15 protein-coding genes are annotated in these 18,317 nt (G+C 59.7%); 12 read left to right on the forward strand and 3 right to left on the reverse strand.

The features are described from left to right. The first annotated feature begins 1 nt into the window (after window position 1). From RIN49_RS19810 to RIN49_RS19830, 5 genes are all read left to right on the forward strand, one after another. Window positions 2–1,834, forward strand: coding sequence for a glycoside hydrolase family 66 protein (locus RIN49_RS19810; RefSeq protein ID WP_309121875.1), 1,833 nt, complete (start codon window positions 2–4; stop codon window positions 1,832–1,834). Between the two features lie 64 nt (window positions 1,835–1,898). Next, the gene (locus tag RIN49_RS19815; protein ID WP_309121876.1) at window positions 1,899–3,692 is read left to right on the forward strand and encodes a sensor histidine kinase; all 1,794 of its coding nucleotides are present in this window, start codon (window positions 1,899–1,901) and stop codon (window positions 3,690–3,692) included. Further along, entirely contained in the window at window positions 3,685–4,968 is a 1,284-nt protein-coding gene (locus RIN49_RS19820) for an extracellular solute-binding protein (protein ID WP_309121877.1), read from the forward strand. The genes RIN49_RS19815 and RIN49_RS19820 overlap by 8 nt, the downstream gene beginning before the upstream one ends. A 17-nt stretch (window positions 4,969–4,985) precedes the next feature. After that, entirely contained in the window at window positions 4,986–6,410 is a 1,425-nt protein-coding gene (locus tag RIN49_RS19825) for a response regulator transcription factor (protein ID WP_309121878.1), read from the forward strand. A gap of 137 nt (window positions 6,411–6,547) precedes the next feature. Then, the gene (locus tag RIN49_RS19830) at window positions 6,548–7,618 is read left to right on the forward strand and encodes a Gfo/Idh/MocA family protein (protein WP_309121879.1); all 1,071 of its coding nucleotides are present in this window, start codon (window positions 6,548–6,550) and stop codon (window positions 7,616–7,618) included. A gap of 192 nt (window positions 7,619–7,810) precedes the next feature. Here RIN49_RS19830 and RIN49_RS19835 read toward each other — a convergent pair whose 3' ends face one another. Further along, a complete protein-coding gene (locus RIN49_RS19835; RefSeq protein ID WP_309121905.1) occupies window positions 7,811–7,975 on the reverse strand; it encodes a hypothetical protein in 165 nt (54 codons plus the stop codon). Between the two features lie 446 nt (window positions 7,976–8,421). Between RIN49_RS19835 and RIN49_RS19840 the strand changes: the two genes are divergently transcribed. The 3 genes from RIN49_RS19840 (at window position 8,422) to RIN49_RS19850 (ending at window position 11,916) form a co-directional block, all read left to right on the forward strand. Then, complete coding sequence (locus RIN49_RS19840) at window positions 8,422–9,135, forward strand: ABC transporter ATP-binding protein (RefSeq protein WP_309121880.1); 714 nt, start codon at window positions 8,422–8,424, stop codon at window positions 9,133–9,135. Continuing rightward, window positions 9,122–10,417 carry an ABC transporter permease gene (locus RIN49_RS19845; RefSeq protein WP_309121881.1) on the forward strand — a complete coding sequence of 432 codons (1,296 nt, stop codon included), beginning with the start codon at window positions 9,122–9,124 and terminating at the stop codon, window positions 10,415–10,417. The genes RIN49_RS19840 and RIN49_RS19845 overlap by 14 nt, the downstream gene beginning before the upstream one ends. A gap of 146 nt (window positions 10,418–10,563) precedes the next feature. After that, complete coding sequence (locus RIN49_RS19850; RefSeq protein WP_309121882.1) at window positions 10,564–11,916, forward strand: helix-turn-helix domain-containing protein; 1,353 nt, start codon at window positions 10,564–10,566, stop codon at window positions 11,914–11,916. Window positions 11,917–11,957: 41 nt separating this feature from the next. Here the strand turns inward: RIN49_RS19850 and RIN49_RS19855 are convergent, their stop codons facing one another. Further along, complete coding sequence (locus RIN49_RS19855; protein ID WP_309121883.1) at window positions 11,958–12,545, reverse strand: TetR/AcrR family transcriptional regulator; 588 nt, start codon at window positions 12,543–12,545, stop codon at window positions 11,958–11,960. A gap of 110 nt (window positions 12,546–12,655) precedes the next feature. Between RIN49_RS19855 and RIN49_RS19860 the strand changes: the two genes are divergently transcribed. Beyond that, window positions 12,656–13,201, forward strand: a complete 546-nt coding sequence (locus RIN49_RS19860; RefSeq protein WP_309121884.1) for a hypothetical protein — start codon at window positions 12,656–12,658, stop codon at window positions 13,199–13,201. A 74-nt stretch (window positions 13,202–13,275) separates the two neighbouring features. Here RIN49_RS19860 and RIN49_RS19865 read toward each other — a convergent pair whose 3' ends face one another. Further along, entirely contained in the window at window positions 13,276–14,835 is a 1,560-nt protein-coding gene (locus tag RIN49_RS19865; RefSeq protein ID WP_309121885.1) for a DUF4127 family protein, read from the reverse strand. A gap of 261 nt (window positions 14,836–15,096) precedes the next feature. Between RIN49_RS19865 and RIN49_RS19870 the strand changes: the two genes are divergently transcribed. The 3 genes from RIN49_RS19870 to RIN49_RS19880 all read left to right on the forward strand — a co-directional run bounded on the left by RIN49_RS19870 (window position 15,097) and on the right by RIN49_RS19880 (window position 18,278). Beyond that, window positions 15,097–16,461: an ABC transporter substrate-binding protein gene (locus tag RIN49_RS19870; RefSeq protein ID WP_309121886.1), complete on the forward strand. Its 1,365-nt coding sequence runs from the start codon at window positions 15,097–15,099 to the stop codon at window positions 16,459–16,461. Window positions 16,462–16,525: 64 nt separating this feature from the next. Next, window positions 16,526–17,410, forward strand: a complete 885-nt coding sequence (locus RIN49_RS19875; protein ID WP_309121887.1) for a carbohydrate ABC transporter permease — start codon at window positions 16,526–16,528, stop codon at window positions 17,408–17,410. After that, window positions 17,403–18,278, forward strand: coding sequence for a carbohydrate ABC transporter permease (locus RIN49_RS19880; protein ID WP_309121888.1), 876 nt, complete (start codon window positions 17,403–17,405; stop codon window positions 18,276–18,278). The genes RIN49_RS19875 and RIN49_RS19880 overlap by 8 nt, the downstream gene beginning before the upstream one ends. The last annotated feature ends 39 nt before the right edge of the window (window positions 18,279–18,317 follow it).

Raw genomic sequence — 18,317 nt, forward strand, 5'->3', positions numbered from 1 at the left:
CATGGTTCGAGGCATAGGATCTGCTTCGCCCGCCTTCGGCACGAAGACGTTGATGTTGATGTTTACGTTTACGTTGATGACGACGTTGATGTTGACGTTGACGTCCTGTCGGAACGAGGCGGCGCCGACGCCGGACGACGTGTCGGGGCCGCCGGGCGAATATATCGCGGCGCTGTCTACGGACCGCGCGCGCTACGAACCGGGCCGCCCGGTCGCCTTCCGCGCGGAGCTGGCGCGCACGGTCGCGGACGGCGAGCTCGTCGTCCGGCTGTCGCATCTGGGCGACGCCGTGGACCGGCTCGTCGTCGACGTGACGAACGACGACGTCGTGACGTGGACGTGGACGCCGCCGGAGCGCGATTATACAGGCTACATGGCGGAAGTGTACGTGCGCGAGAAGGGGAAGCTGCTCGACCACGCGACGATCGCGGTGGACGTCTCCTCGCATTGGTCGAAGTTTCCGAGGTACGGGTACCTCGCCGACTTCCCGCGGATGACCGCCGAGGCGCGGAAGGACGTCGTCGACCGGTTGAATCGGCTGCATCTGAACGGACTGCAATTTTACGATTGGCAGTGGAAGCATCACCGGCCGCTGAAGACGGACGGCGCCGGGGGCGTCGCGGCGACGTGGCCCGATATCGCGAATCGGGAGGTGAGCTTCGACACGGTCCGCGGTTACATCGATCTGGCGCACGAACGCGGCATGAAGGCGATGAACTACAATCTGTTGTTCGGCGCGTACGCGGATGCGGAGCGCGACGGCGCCAAGGAAGCCTGGAGGCTGTACCGCGACCCGCTCGCGACGACGCCGGACCGCCACGAGCTGCCGGATGCTTGGGCAAGCGACCTCTACATCATGGATCCGTCGAACCCGAAGTGGCTCGCGTACTTGTTCGAGGAGGAGCGTAAGGCGTTCGAGGCGCTGCCGTTCGACGGCTGGCACGTGGATCAGCTCGGCGACCGAGGGACGCTGTACACGGCCGACGGAGAGAAGCGGAACCTGATGCTCGCCTACGGCGACATGCTGCGGGAGGCGAAGGACGCGCTCGGCGTCGAGCTCGTCATGAACGCGGTGTCGCAGTTCGGGCAGCGCCTCATCGCGAAGGCGCCGGTGGAATTTCTCTACACGGAAGTGTGGGGGAGTCACCCGGAGTATAAGCATCTGAAGGCCATCATCGACGAAAACGCTTCGCTCTCCGAAAACCGCCTCCCCACGGTGCTCGCCGCCTATGTCAACTACGACCTCGCGGACGGGGCGGGCGCATTCAACCTGCCGGGCGTCCTGCTGCTGGACGCCGTCATCTTCGCGAGCGGCGGCGCGCATCTCGAGGCGGGGGAGAGCTTGCTCGCGAAGGAATATTTCCCGAATCGGAATTTATCCGTGTCGGCGGAACTGGAGGCGCGGCTGACGGCGTACTACGACTTCCTGGTCGCATATCAGAACGTGCTGCGGGACGGGGCGGAGGAGCTCGAGGACGCGGGCGTGACGTCTTCGGCCGCGCGCGTGTCGGCGGAGCCGGAGGCGGGAGCGGTCTGGGCGCTCGCGAAGCGGCAAGGGGACGCCGACATCGTCCACTTCGTCAACTTCGCGTCGGCGACGTCGACGGCGTGGAACGACGCCGACGGGACGATGCCGGCGCCGCGGCCAATGGAAGGCGTCCCGGCGACGATGACGGCCGCCGGGAACGTCGCGCGCGTCTGGACGGCGTCCCCGGATCGGCACGGAGGCGCGCCGGCGTCCGTCGACTTCGTTCAAGAAGGCGACCGGGTGACGTTCTCGCTTCCGAGACTCGAATATTGGACGATGGCCGTCGTCGAATATGGGAAGCGGTGACCCTGTTTCGTGATATAATCATATCACGATGTAAGGGGTTACAACCGTTGGGGGGCGCGGCGCGGTGAAGGTGCCATTTTCGAATAAGATCGCTACCAAGATGTTGACCGCCTTCTTCGTCGTCATCCTCATTCCGGCGACGCTCGGCAGCGTGTTCATCTCGTATTTCGCTTCTTCGCTGATCAAGACGAACGTACGGCAATCGACGCTGCAGGTGGCCGAGCGGGCGGCCGATTCGCTGTTGTCCGCGTTCCTCGTCGCGAGCGACATCTCGGACCAAATCTACAGCGATACGCGCATTCAGCAGGCGGTGTTGGAGGGACGGACGGCGCAGGGGCTGCCGCCGGGGAGCGAGTTGGACGAATACGTTGAGACGACGATCAACAACATTATTTACTCGAGCTCGTTCGTGAAGATCATCTACATCATTCAGGAGGAAGGCGAGAGCTGGGGCAGCGGCACGTTCAACCCGGCGAAGCTGCTGCAATACGACCTGGACGAACTCGACTGGGTCAAGGAAGCGCGATACAAGGACGGCGAATACGTCTGGCTGCCGCTGCAATACGACCAATTCAGCGGCGGGGGCGACAATACGGCGCTCGTCCTGCCGGTCGTGCGGGTGCTCAAGCGCTTCGACGATATGGAGCAGATCGGCCTCGTCTCCGTCAGCTTGGACGGGAAGGCGCTCGTCGACATTCTCGCGCATCTCGAGCTGGGGCGGACGGGGCGGTTCTTCGTCGCCGACGCGGAAGGGCGCGTCGTCATCGACCCGGATCTGTCGCGGATCGGCGAGACGGTGCCGAACCGCGAGCTGTACGAGAATATCGTGACGGGCCGCGAGGCGGAATTCGAATTCGCCATGCAGGGCGTGGCGCACTACGGGGTGAAGCAGCCGCTCGTGGGCGGCTGGACGATGGTCGGCATCGTGCCGGTGGAGGAAATCACGGGGCAGCTCGCCGCGCTGCAGCGGCGCATCGTGTACTCGTCCTTCTTCTTCGGGCTGCTCGCGATCGTCGTGGCGCTGCTCATGGCGCGGCGAATCACGCGTCCGATCCAATCGCTGGCGGAGCAGATGAAGCAGGTCGCGGGCGGCGATTTGCGCGCGCGGACGCGCATCGTCACAGCGGACGAGGTCGGCATGCTGAGCAAGCAGTTCAACGGCATGATTCAACGCATCGAGGCTTTGGTGAACGAGGTGCGGAAGGAGCAGGCGGAGAAGCAGGAGGCGGAGCTCCGGGCGGTCATGCACCGGATCAACCCGCACTTCTTGTTCAACACGCTGTCGAACATTCGCTGGCTCGTGAAGTTCAAGCAGACGGAGCGGGCCGATCAAGGCATCTCGGCGCTCATCCGGCTGCTGGAGGCGAACATGGGCAAGAAGGGCAACTTCATTACGGTCGAGGAAGAGCTCGACATTATCGAGAAGTTTCTCGTCATTTTGGAAATCCGGTACGATTTGCGCTTCGAGCTGCGCGTGTCCGTCGAGCCGTCGCTGCGAACGTTCGTGCTTCCGCGCATGCTGCTCCAGCCGATCGTGGAAAATTCGATCTTCCACGGCATCGTGCCGCAGGGGACGAACGGGCTGATCGACGTCGACGTATCGCGGGACGGCGACGCCGTGCGCATCGTCGTGCGCGACAACGGCCGAGGGCTGGAGCGCGAGACGGCCGCACGGCTCGCGAACATGGAGGCGGCGGCGATCGGCGGCGAGGTCGGCATCGGCATCAAGCATGTGTACGAGAGCATGCGGCTTTATTATTCGCCGCGGTCGACGTTCGAGCTGCGGGAGCTGCAAGGGGGCGGGACGGCCGCGACGCTCGTGCTCGTGCCGCGCGAGGAGGCGGTCGGCGATGCGTAAGGGGCGCGTTTGGTTGTCGCTGCTCGCGGCGTTGGGATTGTTGGCGTCCGCCGCGTGCTCGAACGCGCGCATGATCGAGCCGGGCGAGCCGGCGCGGCTGATCGACGCCGGCGGCGGGATCGAGACGCTCGTGTTCTGGCACACGTACAGCGACGTGGAAACCCGCGTGTTCGAGGAGCGCGTCGTGCCGATGTTCGAGGCGGCGCATCCGAACATCCGCATCGAATCGGTGCGGCAGCCGTATAACGCGCAGTTGAAGTCGGTGCTGCTCGCGAGAGCGTCCTCGAACAAGCCGCCCGACGTGATCCGGATGGACATCGCCTGGACGCCGGAGTACGTGCAGCTGGGGCTGGCGAAGCCGATCGGCGGGCTGCCCGGCTTCGATGCGATTCGGGAGTCGCTGCACGAGGCGGCGATGGAGACGAACGCGTACGACGGCGACTATTACGGGCTGCCGCTGAACGTGAATACGAAGGCGGCGGTATACAACCGGGAGCTGCTGGAGCGCGCGGGGTTTTCCGCGGCGTCGCCGCCTTCGAGTCTATCGGAGCTTCTCGACGCGGCGGAGGCGCACGGGCTGAAGATCGGCATGGCGGAGTTTTCGTTGTGGGGCAGCCTGCCGTATTTGTACGGATTGGGCGGGCGGCTCATGAACGACGAGTATACGCGGGCGACCGGATATCTCGACAGCGACGCGACCGTCGCCGCGGCGACGCGGTTGAAGGAGCTGTATTTGAAGGGCGTGATGAATCCGAATTTGATCTACGGCCGCGTGGACCTGTGGGACGCGATTTTCGGCGAGGGGTACGTCATGATCGACGAGGGGCCGTGGTTTTTCACCATTAAGCTCAATTCCGGGGATCGGGCGAAGGTCGAGGAGCGGCTGCTGCCGGCGCCGTTCCCGGTGTCGGACGGGTTCGGCTCGGTTATCGGCGGGGAAAATCTCGTCATCTCGAAGGGGACGAAGCATCCGGAGGCGGCCTGGACGTTCCTCGCATGGATGGTGTCGCCGGAGGCGCAGCGGTTCGTCGCCGAGATGGGGCTCATCCCGACGAATTTGGAGGTGCTCGGTTCGCCCGAATTCGAGGAGGGCCGAGAGTTCAAACAGGCGTATATCGAAGGGCTGGCGAACGCCTTCTATCGCCCGTTGATCGCGAATACGGATGCGGTAGAGGCGGTATTCGAGGAGTACATGATCCGCGCATTCGAAGAAGAAGCGGACGTGCGGGCGACGCTGCGCGAGGCGGCGATCCGCATCGACGAGCTGCTACGGTAAGCAAGGAGGGGTCGAGCATGTATACGGCGGTCATCGTGGACGACGAGCCGGTCATCCGGTTCGGCATTAAGGCGTCGATCGATTGGCATCGGCTGAACGTGAACGTCGTCGGCGACTTCGCGAACGGGCGGCAAGCGCTGCAATGCATCGAGTCGCAGCGGGTCGATCTGCTGATCACCGACATCAAGATGCCGGTCATGGACGGTCTCGAGCTCGCGAGACGGGCGCTCGCTTGCCGACCGGCGATGAAAATCGTACTCGTCAGCAGCTACAACGACTTCGAATACGTGCGCGAGGGGCTGCGGCTCGGCGTGACGGATTACATTCTGAAGCCGACGCTCGAGCCGGAGGAGCTGCGGCTGCTCGTCCTGCGCTGCATCGAGCGGCTCGAGGCGGAGCGCGCCGGGGCGGGAGCGGCGTTCGCGTCCGCGAAGGACGCCGAGCGCCGGCTGCGCGAGCAGGAGCTGCGGCGCCATCTGCTGCATCCGGAGGCGCCGCTCTCGCCGGCCGCCGCACCGCCGTGGCTCGGCGAGGGCGGCGGGTTTACGGCGGTGTGCTTGCGCGCGGACGACGTGGAGCGCATCGAGGAGCAGTTCGGCTACCTGCACAAGGCGATGCTGTACGAGGAGCTGGAGGAGCGGTTCCTCGCGATGGAGCCGGAGGGGATCGGCTTTCAGGCTTCGGAGAACGATTGGTCGTTCTTCCTACCCGGAACGGCGGACGCTTCGCGGCTGTCGCGCCTGAAGGGCGAGCTGGAGTCGTCGGCCGGCGTCGGCCTGACGCTCGGCTACGCGCACGGGACCGGCGCGCCGATGCTGCGCGCGGCTTACGAGAGCAGCCGGCGCGCGGCGGGGAAGCGGTTTTTCCTCGGCAAGGGGCTGCTGCTGTCGGCGGACGAGGCGGGGAGCGGCGTCGTCGAACTCGGCGACGAGGACGTCATGAAGCGGCAGGCCGTCGAGACGCTGTCGTCCCGGTGCGGGACGCGGATGGACGTAACGACGCTGCTCGAGCGGTGCGAGCGGCTCAAGAAGGCCGAGACGGCGGCCGAGCTTCGCGGGTTGCTCGAGCTGTCGATCGCCGAAGCCGAGCGCGCCTTCGAAGCTGCGTCCCCGCGCGCATCGGGACATGAGGCGTTGATGGAGCAGGCGGTGGAGTACATCCAGTCGCACTATGCGGGGCCGCTGACGCTGCAGCAGGTCGCGGATCGCGTCCATCTTAGCAAAAACTACTTCTGCCTGCTGTTCAAGAAGCATACGAATCAAAATTTCATCGATTACGTCATCGATCTGCGGATCCGCAAGGCGAAGGAGCTGCTGAAGACGACCGACCTGCGCATCTACGAGGTGGCGGAAAGCGCCGGCTTCAACGACGTGAAATATTTCAGCAAGCTGTTCAAGAAGATGACGTCGGTTTCGCCGGGGGAATTCCGCGAGTCGCCGTGAGCGGCGAGAGGGCGGCTTCGGGCGGGTTCATTTTCGGGAGGTATTCTACTTCCGTCCCGGCTACGAGTCGTACCCGACGTTCATTACGGTCATGCGCCGGTGCCGGTGGAACCTATACGCTAGGGAGGTTGTATTCTATGACGAAGACGATCGGTTTCGGCTTTATCGGATTAGGCGGCATGGCGCGCGCGCACTTGCGGAGCATTCGGCGCTTTCCGGACGCCGCGGTGACGGCGGTATGCGACGTGTCCGCGGAAGGGGCGCGAGCGTTCGCGGCGGAGGCCGGCGGCGTGCCGGAGGAGCGGATCTACGCGGATTACCGGGCGCTCGTGGCGGATCCGGCGGTGGACGCCGTCGTCTGCGTGACGCCGAACGATACGCATGCGGGGGTGATCCGCGCGTGCCTCGAGGCGGGGAAGCCGTTCATGGCGGAGAAGCCGTTCACGCGGACGTTCGAGGAAGCGGTGCAACTGATAGCTATGTACCGGGAGCGGCCGGTGCCGAACATGATCGGCTTCTCGTACCGGTATCAGCCGCAATTCCGGCTGGCGCGGGAGCTTGTGCGATCCGGGAAGCTCGGACCGATTCGGCATGTGTTCATCCAGTACCTGCAGAGCTGGGGGTCCGCGGCCGTCGGGACGCCGCTCGTGTGGCGGTTCGACAAGGCGGTGACCGGCACGGGGACGCTGGGCGACCTCGGGTCGCATATGATCGACACGGCGCGGTTCCTCATCGGCGAGTTCGAGGAGGTGTCCGGGCGGCTGGCGACGCTCATTCCGGAGCGGACGCATCCGGTCACCGGCGCGTTCGCGCCCGTCGAGGTGGACGACTTCGCGTGCTTCCACGCGTCGCTTGCGGGCGGCGTGCCCGCCGTATTCCAGACGACGCGCAACGCGCTCGGCTCCGGGAACCAGCATGAAGCGTATATTTACGGCGACTTCGGTACGCTGTTCGTCAGCTCGGAGAACGCTCGGACGGTCACGTGGATTCATAAGACGCTGGAGGAGCCGGAGGCGGTGCGCGAGGAACTGCCGGTGTCCGCCGAGGGCGGCGTAGACCAGTGGGACGAATTCATGAAGCTGCTGCGCGGGGAGCATAGCGATTTGGTGACGAGCGTCGAGGACGGGTACGTCAACCAAGAGGTGATGGAGGCGATCTTGGCCTCGGAGCGGCGTAGAGCCGTCGTGTCGCTGCCGTATCGACCCTAAGCTGTTCGGGCCGCTCTTCGCGTTTGAAGGGCGGCCTTTCTTTGTTGGCATGCACGGATGCGCAGTTGGCAGGGTAGAGGGGGGAGGTCTGTTTTTCTTATCGTCGATTTTTTTCTAATTTAGAAAAATATCTACGATACGGAAAAAGCGTGTCCGCGGAGGCGGACCCGAATGTATACACAGGACGACCCGCTACGTCCGCAGCAAGCCCAACTCCTGCGCCTGCGCCTCCGTCAATATAAATTCTTCGCTCGGCCACAGCCCTTCCTCGTCTTCGTCGTCGCGGCCGAACCAAGGCTTCATCTGCTCCCACAGCCCTCTTTCCACCGCTTCTTGAAACGTAATGATCACTTTCAAACCGATTCCCCCTCCGATTTCTTCGAAGTTACCCACGATATCCACAAGGTTACCCACAAGTTGTTGATGCCTCAACATGCGGGGTGTGGGTAACGTAGAATGCATTCATCAACATATCCACAGAATGGGATATTCACAGCCACCTTCGCGGAAAACCACCTGAAACAGCGCGGTTTCCTCAACTTCAATCCACATTATCCACAGGCTTGTTCACAGTGTCCACATCCGAATGGAGGGAGTGCCTCCCTGTATTGTTTTCCCGATCCATCAACATATTCACATACCGATTTATCCACAGCGTCGCGCAGGATCCCGGCAAATCATCCACGGAGGCGAGGAAACTTAAGAAAATATTTATCTTTCGTTATCGTTCGGTTAAGAGTTGTCTTCTATGATGGGGATACGACGCGGGACACCAACCGCGAAGAAGAGGAGGCAAATGACGAATGATCGAAGCGAGCGGTTTACATCACCAATTTCTAATCGGCAAACGAGGCGCCGAACGCCGCGTTCCGGTGCTTCACGATATCGAACTTACGATCGAGCAAGGAGAAATCGTCGCGATCGTCGGTCGAAGCGGATCCGGCAAGTCGACGCTGCTGCACATCTTGTCGGGGTATTTGCGCCCGACGTCGGGGGAGCTGCGCGTGCTCGGCCAAGACGTAACCAAGTTCGACGAGGGGGCATGGTCGCGGTTCCGATTGGAGCGGTACGGCTTCATGTTTCAAAGCTTCCAGCTCATCCCGACGATGACGGCGTTCGAGAACGTCGAGCTGCCGCTCACTTTGAAGGGCATCGCTCCCGATCGGCGACGCAAGCGGGCGTTCGAGCTGATGGACCGCTTCGGCATCGCCGATTGCGCGGGCCATTACCCCGGGGAGCTGTCCGGCGGACAGCAGCAGCGCGTATCCGTGGCGCGGGCGCTCGCGCTCGATCCGCCGCTCGTGATGGCGGACGAGCCTACGGGCAGTCTGGACAGCGAAAACGAAGCGAATCTGCTCGCCCTCATCCGCCAGCTGAACCGCGAGCGAGGGACGACGTTCGTCATGATTACGCACGACGAGCAAGTCGCGCGCATCGCGCACCGCAGACTGCTGCTGCAGGACGGACGATTGCAGCCGCAAGGGAAGGAGGCGCCGATGATCCATGAAGTTTACTGATCAACTCGCGTTCGTGCGCCAGAACGCCAGGAAGAACAAATCCCGGCTCTTCATGACCGTACTCGCGACCGCCATGGGCTGCGCATTCCTGATCGTGCTAGCATCGGTCGGGTTCGGCTTGCATAAAAGCATCGTGGACGAGATCGTCAACGACCGATTGGTGACGGCGATCGAGGTGTGGGGCAAGGAGGACGTCGGCAACGAACCGCTGACCGACGCGGACATGGACTATCTCAGCTCGGTCGAGCACGTCGAGGCCGTAACGTTCCGCCACTACCTGCAGCAATCGTTGATGCCGAAAGTGGAAGGGACGGATCTGTCGGAGGAAGGCGTGCAGTCGATCGCGGTCGATTTCGCGCAAGAGGAGAAAGCCGGCTTCAAGCTGCATGCGGGCCGTCTGCCGTTGGCCGCGAACGAGGTCGTCATCGGCTATAGCCTTAAGGAGACGAGTCCCGAGGAATGGATCGGGAAGACGATGGAGCTGCAGGTGCTTCAGTACGAGGGGGAACGGGAAGTTCTCACGCCGCTGACCGCGAACATCGTCGGCGTGAAAGCGGCGCCGACGAAGGAGTGGGAGGCCGACCGTTCCATTTACATGGGAATCGGGCTGCTAGACGAAATCGAGAGGATCGCTGGAACGCGTCTCGCGGGGGTGCTCGATCCCAAGTTGAGCGAGGAAGAGTTGGGTTGGGTCACCCCGATCACGGAGCCGCGTCCGTACCAGTCTGTTCAAGTGATCGCCGAATCGGCCGAACGCGTGAAGGGGATTGCGGAGACGATCCGCGAAGCGGGATATTACAACCACTCGATCGCGAACGAGCTCAAACAGGTGAACGTTATGTTCTTCATTATGAAAATCGGCCTCGGCTTCGTCGGCACGATTGCCGTCCTCATTGCATCCATCGGCATCTACAACACGATGACGATGGCGGTGACGGAGCGGGCGCAGGATATCGGCATCATGAAGGCGATCGGCGCGCACCCTTCGACGATCCGCCGGCTGTTCCTTCTCGAGAGCGGCTGGATCGGCATCCTGGGCGCCGTCATCGGCACGGTCGTGGCATATGGAATCTCGATCGGCGTCAACGCGGCGATGCCGATCGTCATCGAGACGTTCATGGAAGAGACGCTGCCGGAGGGGTTCGTTTTCTCGCTGATTCCAGCGTCTTTGACGGCGTTCGCCTGCTTCGTCTCGCTGGCCGTGGCGATGCTGTCGGGGGCCGGTCCCGCAAGACGGGCGACGCGGATCGACGTGCTGCGGGCGCTTCGGAGAGATTTGTGATGGCGCCGAATGTTCGAACGTTAATGATTGCCGATGTGAATATTTCTTGGGAAATAACGAGGAAATAAGACAAGGCGTAGACTTCTGCCTCCCCGTCGAATTATAGTATATGGAAAGAAAGACGGAAGACGAGGAGGCGGAACGACATGGGAGGCGAGCCCAAGCGAACGCGCGGCATCGCGATCGCGTTGCTCGGACCGGAGGAAATCGTGGAGTCGATGAAGCGGGTCATACGCTCGTTTCCTTCGATGCGCCCGATTCCGGTCGTCTTCGACCATCCGGAGGAAACCGCGGAGCGGATCGCGTCCGTGAAGGACGAGGTCGAAGTGATCCTGATGGCCGGAGTGGAGCCGGTCCGCAAGGGGCAAGTGCTGCCGGTCGACTCGACCGTGCCGATTCACTACTTGCCGCCGACCGGCGCGGGCTTATATCGCGCCTTGGTACGGCTGCAGCGATTTCACGGCTTGGAAAGCGGCTTCTCCGTAGACTTCCTCCCGAAGACGATCGTGGAGCGGACGTTCCGCGACTTGGACTTGGGGCTGCGCCCGAGCGCGATCGAATCGTACGAAGGCTCCGCGTACGGCGCGACGGAGACGCTGGTCGCGTTCCACGCGGACAAGCACCGCGAATCGGGCACGGCGGCGTTGACGGGCGTGAAGGCGGTGGCGGATCGCTTGACGGCGCTCGGCGTCCCGAACGAGTGGGTCGTTCCGCTCGATCAGGACATTACGGTCGCGCTGGAGCGGGCGCTGCTGTCGACCGAGACGCGACGCAGCAAGGAGTCGCAGATCGTCGTCGGGCTTATCAACGTCGACGAGTTCGGACGGCTCGTCAGGCAGCGCGCTTCGGAGCACGACGTGCAGCGGCTGAAGCTGGACATTCACCGCACGCTCCTCGATTACGTCGAGTCGCTGAACGGCTACTTGACGCATCTCGGCGCAGACGAATATTTGTTCTTCACGACGCGGGGCATCTTCGAGCGGGAGACGGGCGGGTACAAGTCGATCCCGCTCGCGAGGGATGTCTACCATACGCTCGGGCTGTCGCTCAGCATCGGCATCGGCTTCGGGCAGTCCGCCAACGAAGCGGGGACGCATGCCCGGCTCGCGCTCGGCAACAGCAAGCAAGCCGGCGGCAACTCGTGCTTCATCGTGCGCGAGGATCGAACCTTGATCGGGCCGCTCGCGATGGCTGATCCGGTCGAATACGATCTGTCGCTGACGGATCCGGCGCTGCTCGAGCAGGCGGAGCAGGCCGGCATGACGCGCATGTACGTGACGCGGCTCATGGCCGCGGCCGCGCGCCTCGGGCGATTGGAATTCAACGTGCTGGAGCTGGCGCAGATGCTCGGCGTGACCGTGCGGAGCACGCATCGGCTGCTGCTCGATTGGACCGACGCGGGGCTGATCGAGGTGACGGGGATGGAGAAGGTAGGACGCGGCCGGCCGCGTCAACGGTTCCGCTTGGCTTTCCTCGCGGACCGCGTGAAGCAAGAATAAACGCCGTTGCGGACAAAAGTTCCGCAGCGGCGTTTTCCCGCTTACTCATCGATGCAAATGGAATCCAGGTACGACGTCAACACGGCGGCGATCCGTTCCTTCGTCAAGCGGCGCGGCTCGAGGAACGCGTGCATCGCGAGGCCGTCGACTAACGAATACAACGTCTCCGCGGTCAGCTCCTTGTCCAAGTCCTCGCGCAGCAATCGGCGATGCTCGAGATACTCGATCACTTTGCGAATGCCCGAATACATGTCTTGCTGCACCCCGAGCGAATCCGCCTTCCGCCCGAGCGAGAAGACGTAGGCGAGCCACACGTCCATCTCCGCGCGGGTATCCTCGTTCAACGGCACGAGCTCGAACAGGATGCGCCGCACCATTGTCTTCGGGGGCAAATCCTCGCCCAGGATGTCCTGGATGCGAGCGTTGGCGCGTTCCCGCACGAGCTGCATGGCGTAAGCCAGCAGCTCGTCCTGCGTAGAGAAGTAGTGCCGCAGCGCGCCTAACGAAATGTCCGCCTCCTTCGCAATGCTGCGCACCGTCGCGCCTTTCATCCCGTCCCGCAGGACGACCCGCCAGGTGGCGGCTGCGATTTGTTCTTTTTTCTCTTCATGATTCACGATTTTCGGCATGACCCGATTGTAGCATACTTCGCCTATTTTTATAATACGGTTGTGCTGAAAAGGAAATCGTGTTAGCATGGATTTAAATAATACAATCGTATCGGAAAGGGTTGTTGTCGTTGAATGTTATCGCTTGGTCGATCGTCGCTTGCGAGATCGCTTTTTGGGTCGTCATCGGACTCGGACTGATCGTTCGTTATGTATTTCATAAGAAAACGCTGGGCCTCGCCCTATTGGCGTTGACTCCGGTCATCGATCTCGCCCTGCTCGTCATCGCGGGCTTCGACCTCCGCTCGGGGGCGACGGCCACGACCGCGCATGCGATCGCCGCCGTCTATATCGGGGTGTCCATCGCGTTCGGGAAGAGTATGATCCAATGGGCGGACGAACGGTTCCGCTATTACGTGACGAAGCAAGGGGAGAAGCCGGCCAAGCGGTACGGTATGGAGTATGCGAAGCATTACATGATCGGCTGGATGCGTCACCTTGTCGCCTACGCGATCGGCGCCGGCCTGCTGCTGCTGACGCATGGGCTCGTCGGGGACGCAGCTCGCACGGAAGCGCTGATGGGGACGGCAAGATTATGGACGCTCGTGCTCGGGATCGACTTCCTGATTGGCGTCTCCAACTTCGTCTGGCCGAAGCGCGCGAAGGCGAAGGCGTAAGAACAGTACCGAGTACGAACCGTAGGGCGTTCTGTGTAGCCTGGCCTTACGGTTTTTTCTACGGCTACTTCGCTTTAATTCCGGTTCCACTCCAAGTCGATCCCAACCTCGAACATGCGGCTCCACGGCGAGTACACCCTTCGAATCGTGAAATCGTCGGGTTCATGCAAGCGTAAATATTGATCGGCAAACTGCCGCAGCTTGTCGTGAAGTAAAGCGACTACTTGCTCCTCGACATGGGCGATGTCGAAATAGTCAGCGTTCAACGTCGGGAGAAGCTCATGGGTCACCTCTCTGCGCAGGAGCGTCTGATACCCCCAATCCTCCAACAGCCTTAGGAGAAGGAAGGAGTCGCTGGCCCGCCGCTGTTCTGCGTTCATCTCGATCCCCGCCTGCCGATAATAAGCGTGAATCACGCCGTGAGCGATGACCGTCCCCAACGTATTGCCCGATGTATTCCAGGCGCCGTAGGCGCATATTCGTCGGTGCAGCCCCGCGCGGGCGAGCATCTTCATGAAAGGATGATCCGCCCCGTTGGACACTGCAACGTCGGCCAGAGCGACAAGTCGGTCCTCTTGGACGTAGCGCTCGATCGCTTGGATCAATTCCTTCGGGTTCGTCTCCGAGAAATAGGAACGATGGCGCTCGCTGAATGCGGTTCCGGACTCGGCAGCCTGCTTAGCCCCGATCGGGGGAGCGTTGACCATGAGCACGACATCGCTGTCGACGGCGGATTCGCTCATGAAGCTTCCGGAGGCGGTGAGATGCGCCTTAATGCTTTCATTCAAGCTGCGGTCCTCGTATCGAGGAATGACGAAAGGGCCTTCTGTCGAGGAATACCGCACAAAGAAGGAAGGAGTAAATTGAAATGCGTCGCACAGCACTCTGGCGTACAGGGTGCACCCGATCTCATCCGCTCCCGGATAAATATGGACTTTGTCGGCGACGTCCAACATCTCCGCGTATTGAATCAGCTCCCGCTGCTCCATGGCGGAGAAACCGTATTCCGCATTGTCGTCCAGCGGAATGATCAGCATATGGATAATTCCTTCCTGGACAAGTCGAATGGCGGCTTTGTTCATGGAGGCGTTAATCGCCCTCCGTCCGGTGAAATCCGCTAGAATGTCCTCGGGAAGTTCTCTTCGGATTTGTTCCCACGCCTGTTCTTCCTCCGCACTTAGCCCTAGAGAGCTCTTCTTATCCTGATACCAGCCGTAGAGATGAATCATCCTGCCATATTGCGCGTAGTAATCCGGTTCTTCATCGGCCCCGTCGTAAGCGGGGACCCGCATGATGAGGTTAAACGCATAAATCGCCAAGCCCGGATTGTGACGTTTGATCTGCCTCAAGACCTCGATCCTGCCTGTGCAGTCCTCCAAGCTTTGATAGTGAAGCCGGGAAGGAACGATCCCTCCGTAAATCAGCATGTCCAATGAAACGACTGCGCGTTTCGCATTCGCCGACGAAGCAACCAACCATTGAACGATGCGTTCTCCGTTAGCAGGATGTTTCTTCCGGCCTAGAACATTAAGGGGCGGCGGAGACATCGGCATTGCAGTCGCTTTAGACAGCAGTAAGGGGAAGTAGTAATTGCAAGGTCTTTCATCTAACGGCAGATAGACGATGGATTCCATGGATTCCCTCCGATCGTAGAAATGCCAACATTATAGCATTTTCATATAAAAAAATGATATTTTTATTTTTTTATCAAAAAAAGGAGATTTTATCCTTCACATTTTCTTCATACGATGCTATGATTTTCTTAATTCATTGGAAAAATATGTTTTAAACTGCTAGAGCTAGGGAGAATTCGATCGGAGGAGGTTCGAAGGTACAGTTGACTTGCGGCTTATAGTTGGACGGTATGTATAACAAGTAAAGACGGAGGAGAAAAAATGAAAAAATCGATCCGCACGACAGCACTTCTTCTTGTTATGGCCATGTTTCTGACAACGTTCTTGGCCGCCTGCAGCACCGGCAACGAAGGCGGCGGCACCGCCGAGACTCCCGACACAGGCGCGACCGAAACCCCCGGCAAAGACGCAGCGGCCGAAACGGAACCGCCGAAAAAAAACGTGGAAATCGATTTTTGGACGATCGCTTTAAGCCCCAACTTCGACGATTATATCAACGGCCGGATCGCCAAGTTCGAAGAGGCGAATCCAAACATCAAGGTCAAGTGGACGGATCTTCCATATAACGCTATCGAAAATAAATTGCTGACCTCCATCGCGGGCGGCAATGCACCGGACGTCGTGAACTTAAATACGGGCATGGCTTTGACCTTGGCGGCGAAGAACGCTTTGGTCGACCTCAATCAGGAAGCCAAGGAAGAACAGCGCTCCATCTACTTCGAGAATATGCTGCAATCCGGCGCGATCGATGACGGGCTGTATGCCTTCCCCTGGTATTTGACGATGAGTGTATTTATGTACAACAAGCAAATTTACGAAGAAGCCGGCCTGGATCCGAACCAACCTCCGAAGACGTGGGACGAGGTCGTGCAGCAAGCCAAGCAAATCAAACAGAACACCGGCAAATACGCGTTCGTCTATACACCGAACATTATGGCTTCCCTGATCGAATTAGGAGTGCCGGTATTGAACGAGGACCGGACGAAGGTCACCGTCAATACGCCGGAAGCGCTCGAATACGCCAAGTGGGTCAAATCACTGTATGACGAGGATGTCGTTCCGCAGGACGGCTTGACGGGCGGCTATACGTATAACATCGATCAGTACCAAGCCGGTCAGATGGCGATGCTGATCACAGGTTCGCAATTTTTGACGCGCGTCAAGGATAACGCTCCGGACGTATACAACAACACGATGGTGGCTCAGCAGCCCGCGCTTACGGAGAACGGCAATATCCATACGCCGCTGATGAACGTCGTCGTGCCGAAGCTGAGCGACTCCCACCAGGAATCGATTGCTTTCGCCAACTTTATTACTAACGACGAATCCCAGCTCGAGTTCGCGAAGGTCGTAAATATCTTGCCCTCCACGAAGGTGGCGGCGGAAGACCCGTTCTTCTCGCAGAGCGGCGACGACCCCGAGTCTAAGGCGAAGGTCATGACTGCGGCGCAGCTGAACCGAGCCTACGACTTCACGTTCGGATTAAAGCGCGAAAGCGACATGATCAAAGCGTTCACCGACGAATGGACCAAGATGCTGCTGGGCCAGCAGTCCCCCGAAGATGCGCTCAAGATCGGCGAAGAAAACATGCAAAAAGTGTTGGACGAGATCAACAGCGAATTTTAAGAACGAAGATTCGGGGTGAGCTTCGGCTCACTCCGATTTTTCAACCGGAGAGGGGGATGAGCGCATGCTGTCGTTGCAACGCAGACAATATTGGTTCGCTTATTTCATGATTGTGCCGGGCTTGTTATTGATGGCCCTGTTTACCTTCTACCCGATCATTTACGGTCTGCCGCTCGCTTTCACCAACTACTCCGTCGTCGACGCGACGAAATGGGTCGGGCTGGCGAATTTCGAGCGCGCGTTTTCCGACAAAGTGTTTTATCTGGCGTTGAAAAATTCTCTTATTTATATCATCGTCGTTCCCGTCATTCAGCTTCTCTCGATCTTGATGGCCATCCTGGTCAACAATCAATTGCGGTTCGTCCATTTTTTCCGCGTGTCTTACTTCGTCCCGGTCGTGACGTCGATGGTCGCCGCGGCTATCGCGTGGAAGTGGGTGTTCCAGGGGAACGGCATTCTGAATTATTTTCTGCAAAGTCTCGGTTGGGTCGAGAAGCCGATTTCCTTCCTGGCGAATCCGAATTGGGCGTTGTATTCGATCATGGCCGTCACGGTTTGGAAAGGCCTCGGCTACTATATGATGATCTATTTGGCGGGGCTTCAATCGATTCCTTCGGAGCTGCAGGAGGCGGCGAGAATCGACGGGGCCGGCAGAGCCAAGGTGATCTGGTATGTGACGATTCCGCTGCTGAGGCCGTTCGTGCTGCTTTGCTCGCTAATGTCCATGATGGCCGCCGTCCGCGTATTTGACGAGGTATATGTCATGACGGAAGGCGGACCTGCCAACGCATCCATGGTCACGGGCGTCTACACGTATCAGAAAGCGTTTATCGATTTCAACTTCGGGTACGCCGCGGCGATCGGCTTGATCGTATCCCTGATCATCATGGTGTTCAGCATCATCATGTTCAAAACTGGCAAAAGAGGAGGGGTGAACTACTATGGCTAACCTTCCCGCGCCTCTTGCGAATCCGCCGAAGCGAAAGCCGATAAGAACGCTGAGGAAGATCGCTCTCCCGTTGTTCATGTATCCGATGATGCTCCTGACCGCTTTGGTTTGTCTCGGGCCGTTCTTATGGCTGCTGTCGACATCGCTCAAGATGAATGCCAATGTGTACAAATTTCCGCCGCAGCTCATTCCGTGGCCGATATCTTTCGATAACTACGTCGGCGTCTTCGAAGTCATGCCGCTGTGGGGTTACATCTGGAATACGGTGCTGCTCACGGCGCTAGGGGTGGGGATCAACCTGATCACCTGCCTCGTTACCGCATATCCGCTCGCCAGAATCAACTTTCCGGGGAGAAATTTCATCTTTTACGCGATCGTCAGTACAATGATTTTGCCGAATGCGGCGGGCATGATCGTCCATTTCATCACTATTCAGAAAATGGGGCTTTACAACACGTATATGGGAATCGTGTTGCCTGCGGCAATCAGCGTGTTTAATGTGTTCTTGCTGCGGCAATCCTTCATTACGATTCCGAACGACATGGAGCATTCCGCGAGAATCGACGGAGCATCTGAATTTCGCATTTTTTGGAACATCATGGTGCCGATCATTAAGCCATCCATTGCGACCGTAGTCATTTTCGATTTCCTGGCGTTCTGGAACAGCTTTATTTGGCCGATCGTCGTGCTTGACGATACTAATAAATATCCGTTGACGCCTGCGCTCCAATATTTACAGGGGAATTTCTCCTATAATTTCCCCTACATCGCGGCAGGTACGATTATCTCCATCATCCCGATCATCGTCGTATTTCTGGCTCTCCAGAAGCAATTCATCAATGGGATGGTCGGTGCGGTGAAGGGATAATCGAATTCGACAAACGTTAATGAGAGAACACCGGAGAGG

This window comes from Paenibacillus sp. (genome assembly GCF_031177825.1).
Taxonomy (GTDB): domain Bacteria; phylum Bacillota; class Bacilli; order Paenibacillales; family YIM-B00363; genus Paenibacillus_AE.

Excerpts from the sequence above, each read along its gene's own strand:
- RIN49_RS19825 (WP_309121878.1), top strand. The coding sequence starts at position 4,986 with ATGTATACGGCGGTCATCGTGGACGACGAGCCGGTCATCCGGTTCGGC.
- RIN49_RS19850 (WP_309121882.1), top strand. The coding sequence starts at position 10,564 with ATGGGAGGCGAGCCCAAGCGAACGCGCGGCATCGCGATCGCGTTGCTC.
- RIN49_RS19810 (WP_309121875.1), top strand. The coding sequence starts at position 2 with ATGGTTCGAGGCATAGGATCTGCTTCGCCCGCCTTCGGCACGAAGACG.
- RIN49_RS19840 (WP_309121880.1), top strand. The coding sequence starts at position 8,422 with ATGATCGAAGCGAGCGGTTTACATCACCAATTTCTAATCGGCAAACGA.
- RIN49_RS19830 (WP_309121879.1), top strand. The coding sequence starts at position 6,548 with ATGACGAAGACGATCGGTTTCGGCTTTATCGGATTAGGCGGCATGGCG.
- RIN49_RS19845 (WP_309121881.1), top strand. The coding sequence starts at position 9,122 with ATGAAGTTTACTGATCAACTCGCGTTCGTGCGCCAGAACGCCAGGAAG.
- RIN49_RS19820 (WP_309121877.1), top strand. The coding sequence starts at position 3,685 with ATGCGTAAGGGGCGCGTTTGGTTGTCGCTGCTCGCGGCGTTGGGATTG.
- RIN49_RS19880 (WP_309121888.1), top strand. The coding sequence starts at position 17,403 with ATGGCTAACCTTCCCGCGCCTCTTGCGAATCCGCCGAAGCGAAAGCCG.
- RIN49_RS19870 (WP_309121886.1), top strand. The coding sequence starts at position 15,097 with ATGAAAAAATCGATCCGCACGACAGCACTTCTTCTTGTTATGGCCATG.
- RIN49_RS19875 (WP_309121887.1), top strand. The coding sequence starts at position 16,526 with ATGCTGTCGTTGCAACGCAGACAATATTGGTTCGCTTATTTCATGATT.
- RIN49_RS19865 (WP_309121885.1), bottom strand. The coding sequence starts at position 14,835 with ATGGAATCCATCGTCTATCTGCCGTTAGATGAAAGACCTTGCAATTAC.
- RIN49_RS19855 (WP_309121883.1), bottom strand. The coding sequence starts at position 12,545 with ATGCCGAAAATCGTGAATCATGAAGAGAAAAAAGAACAAATCGCAGCC.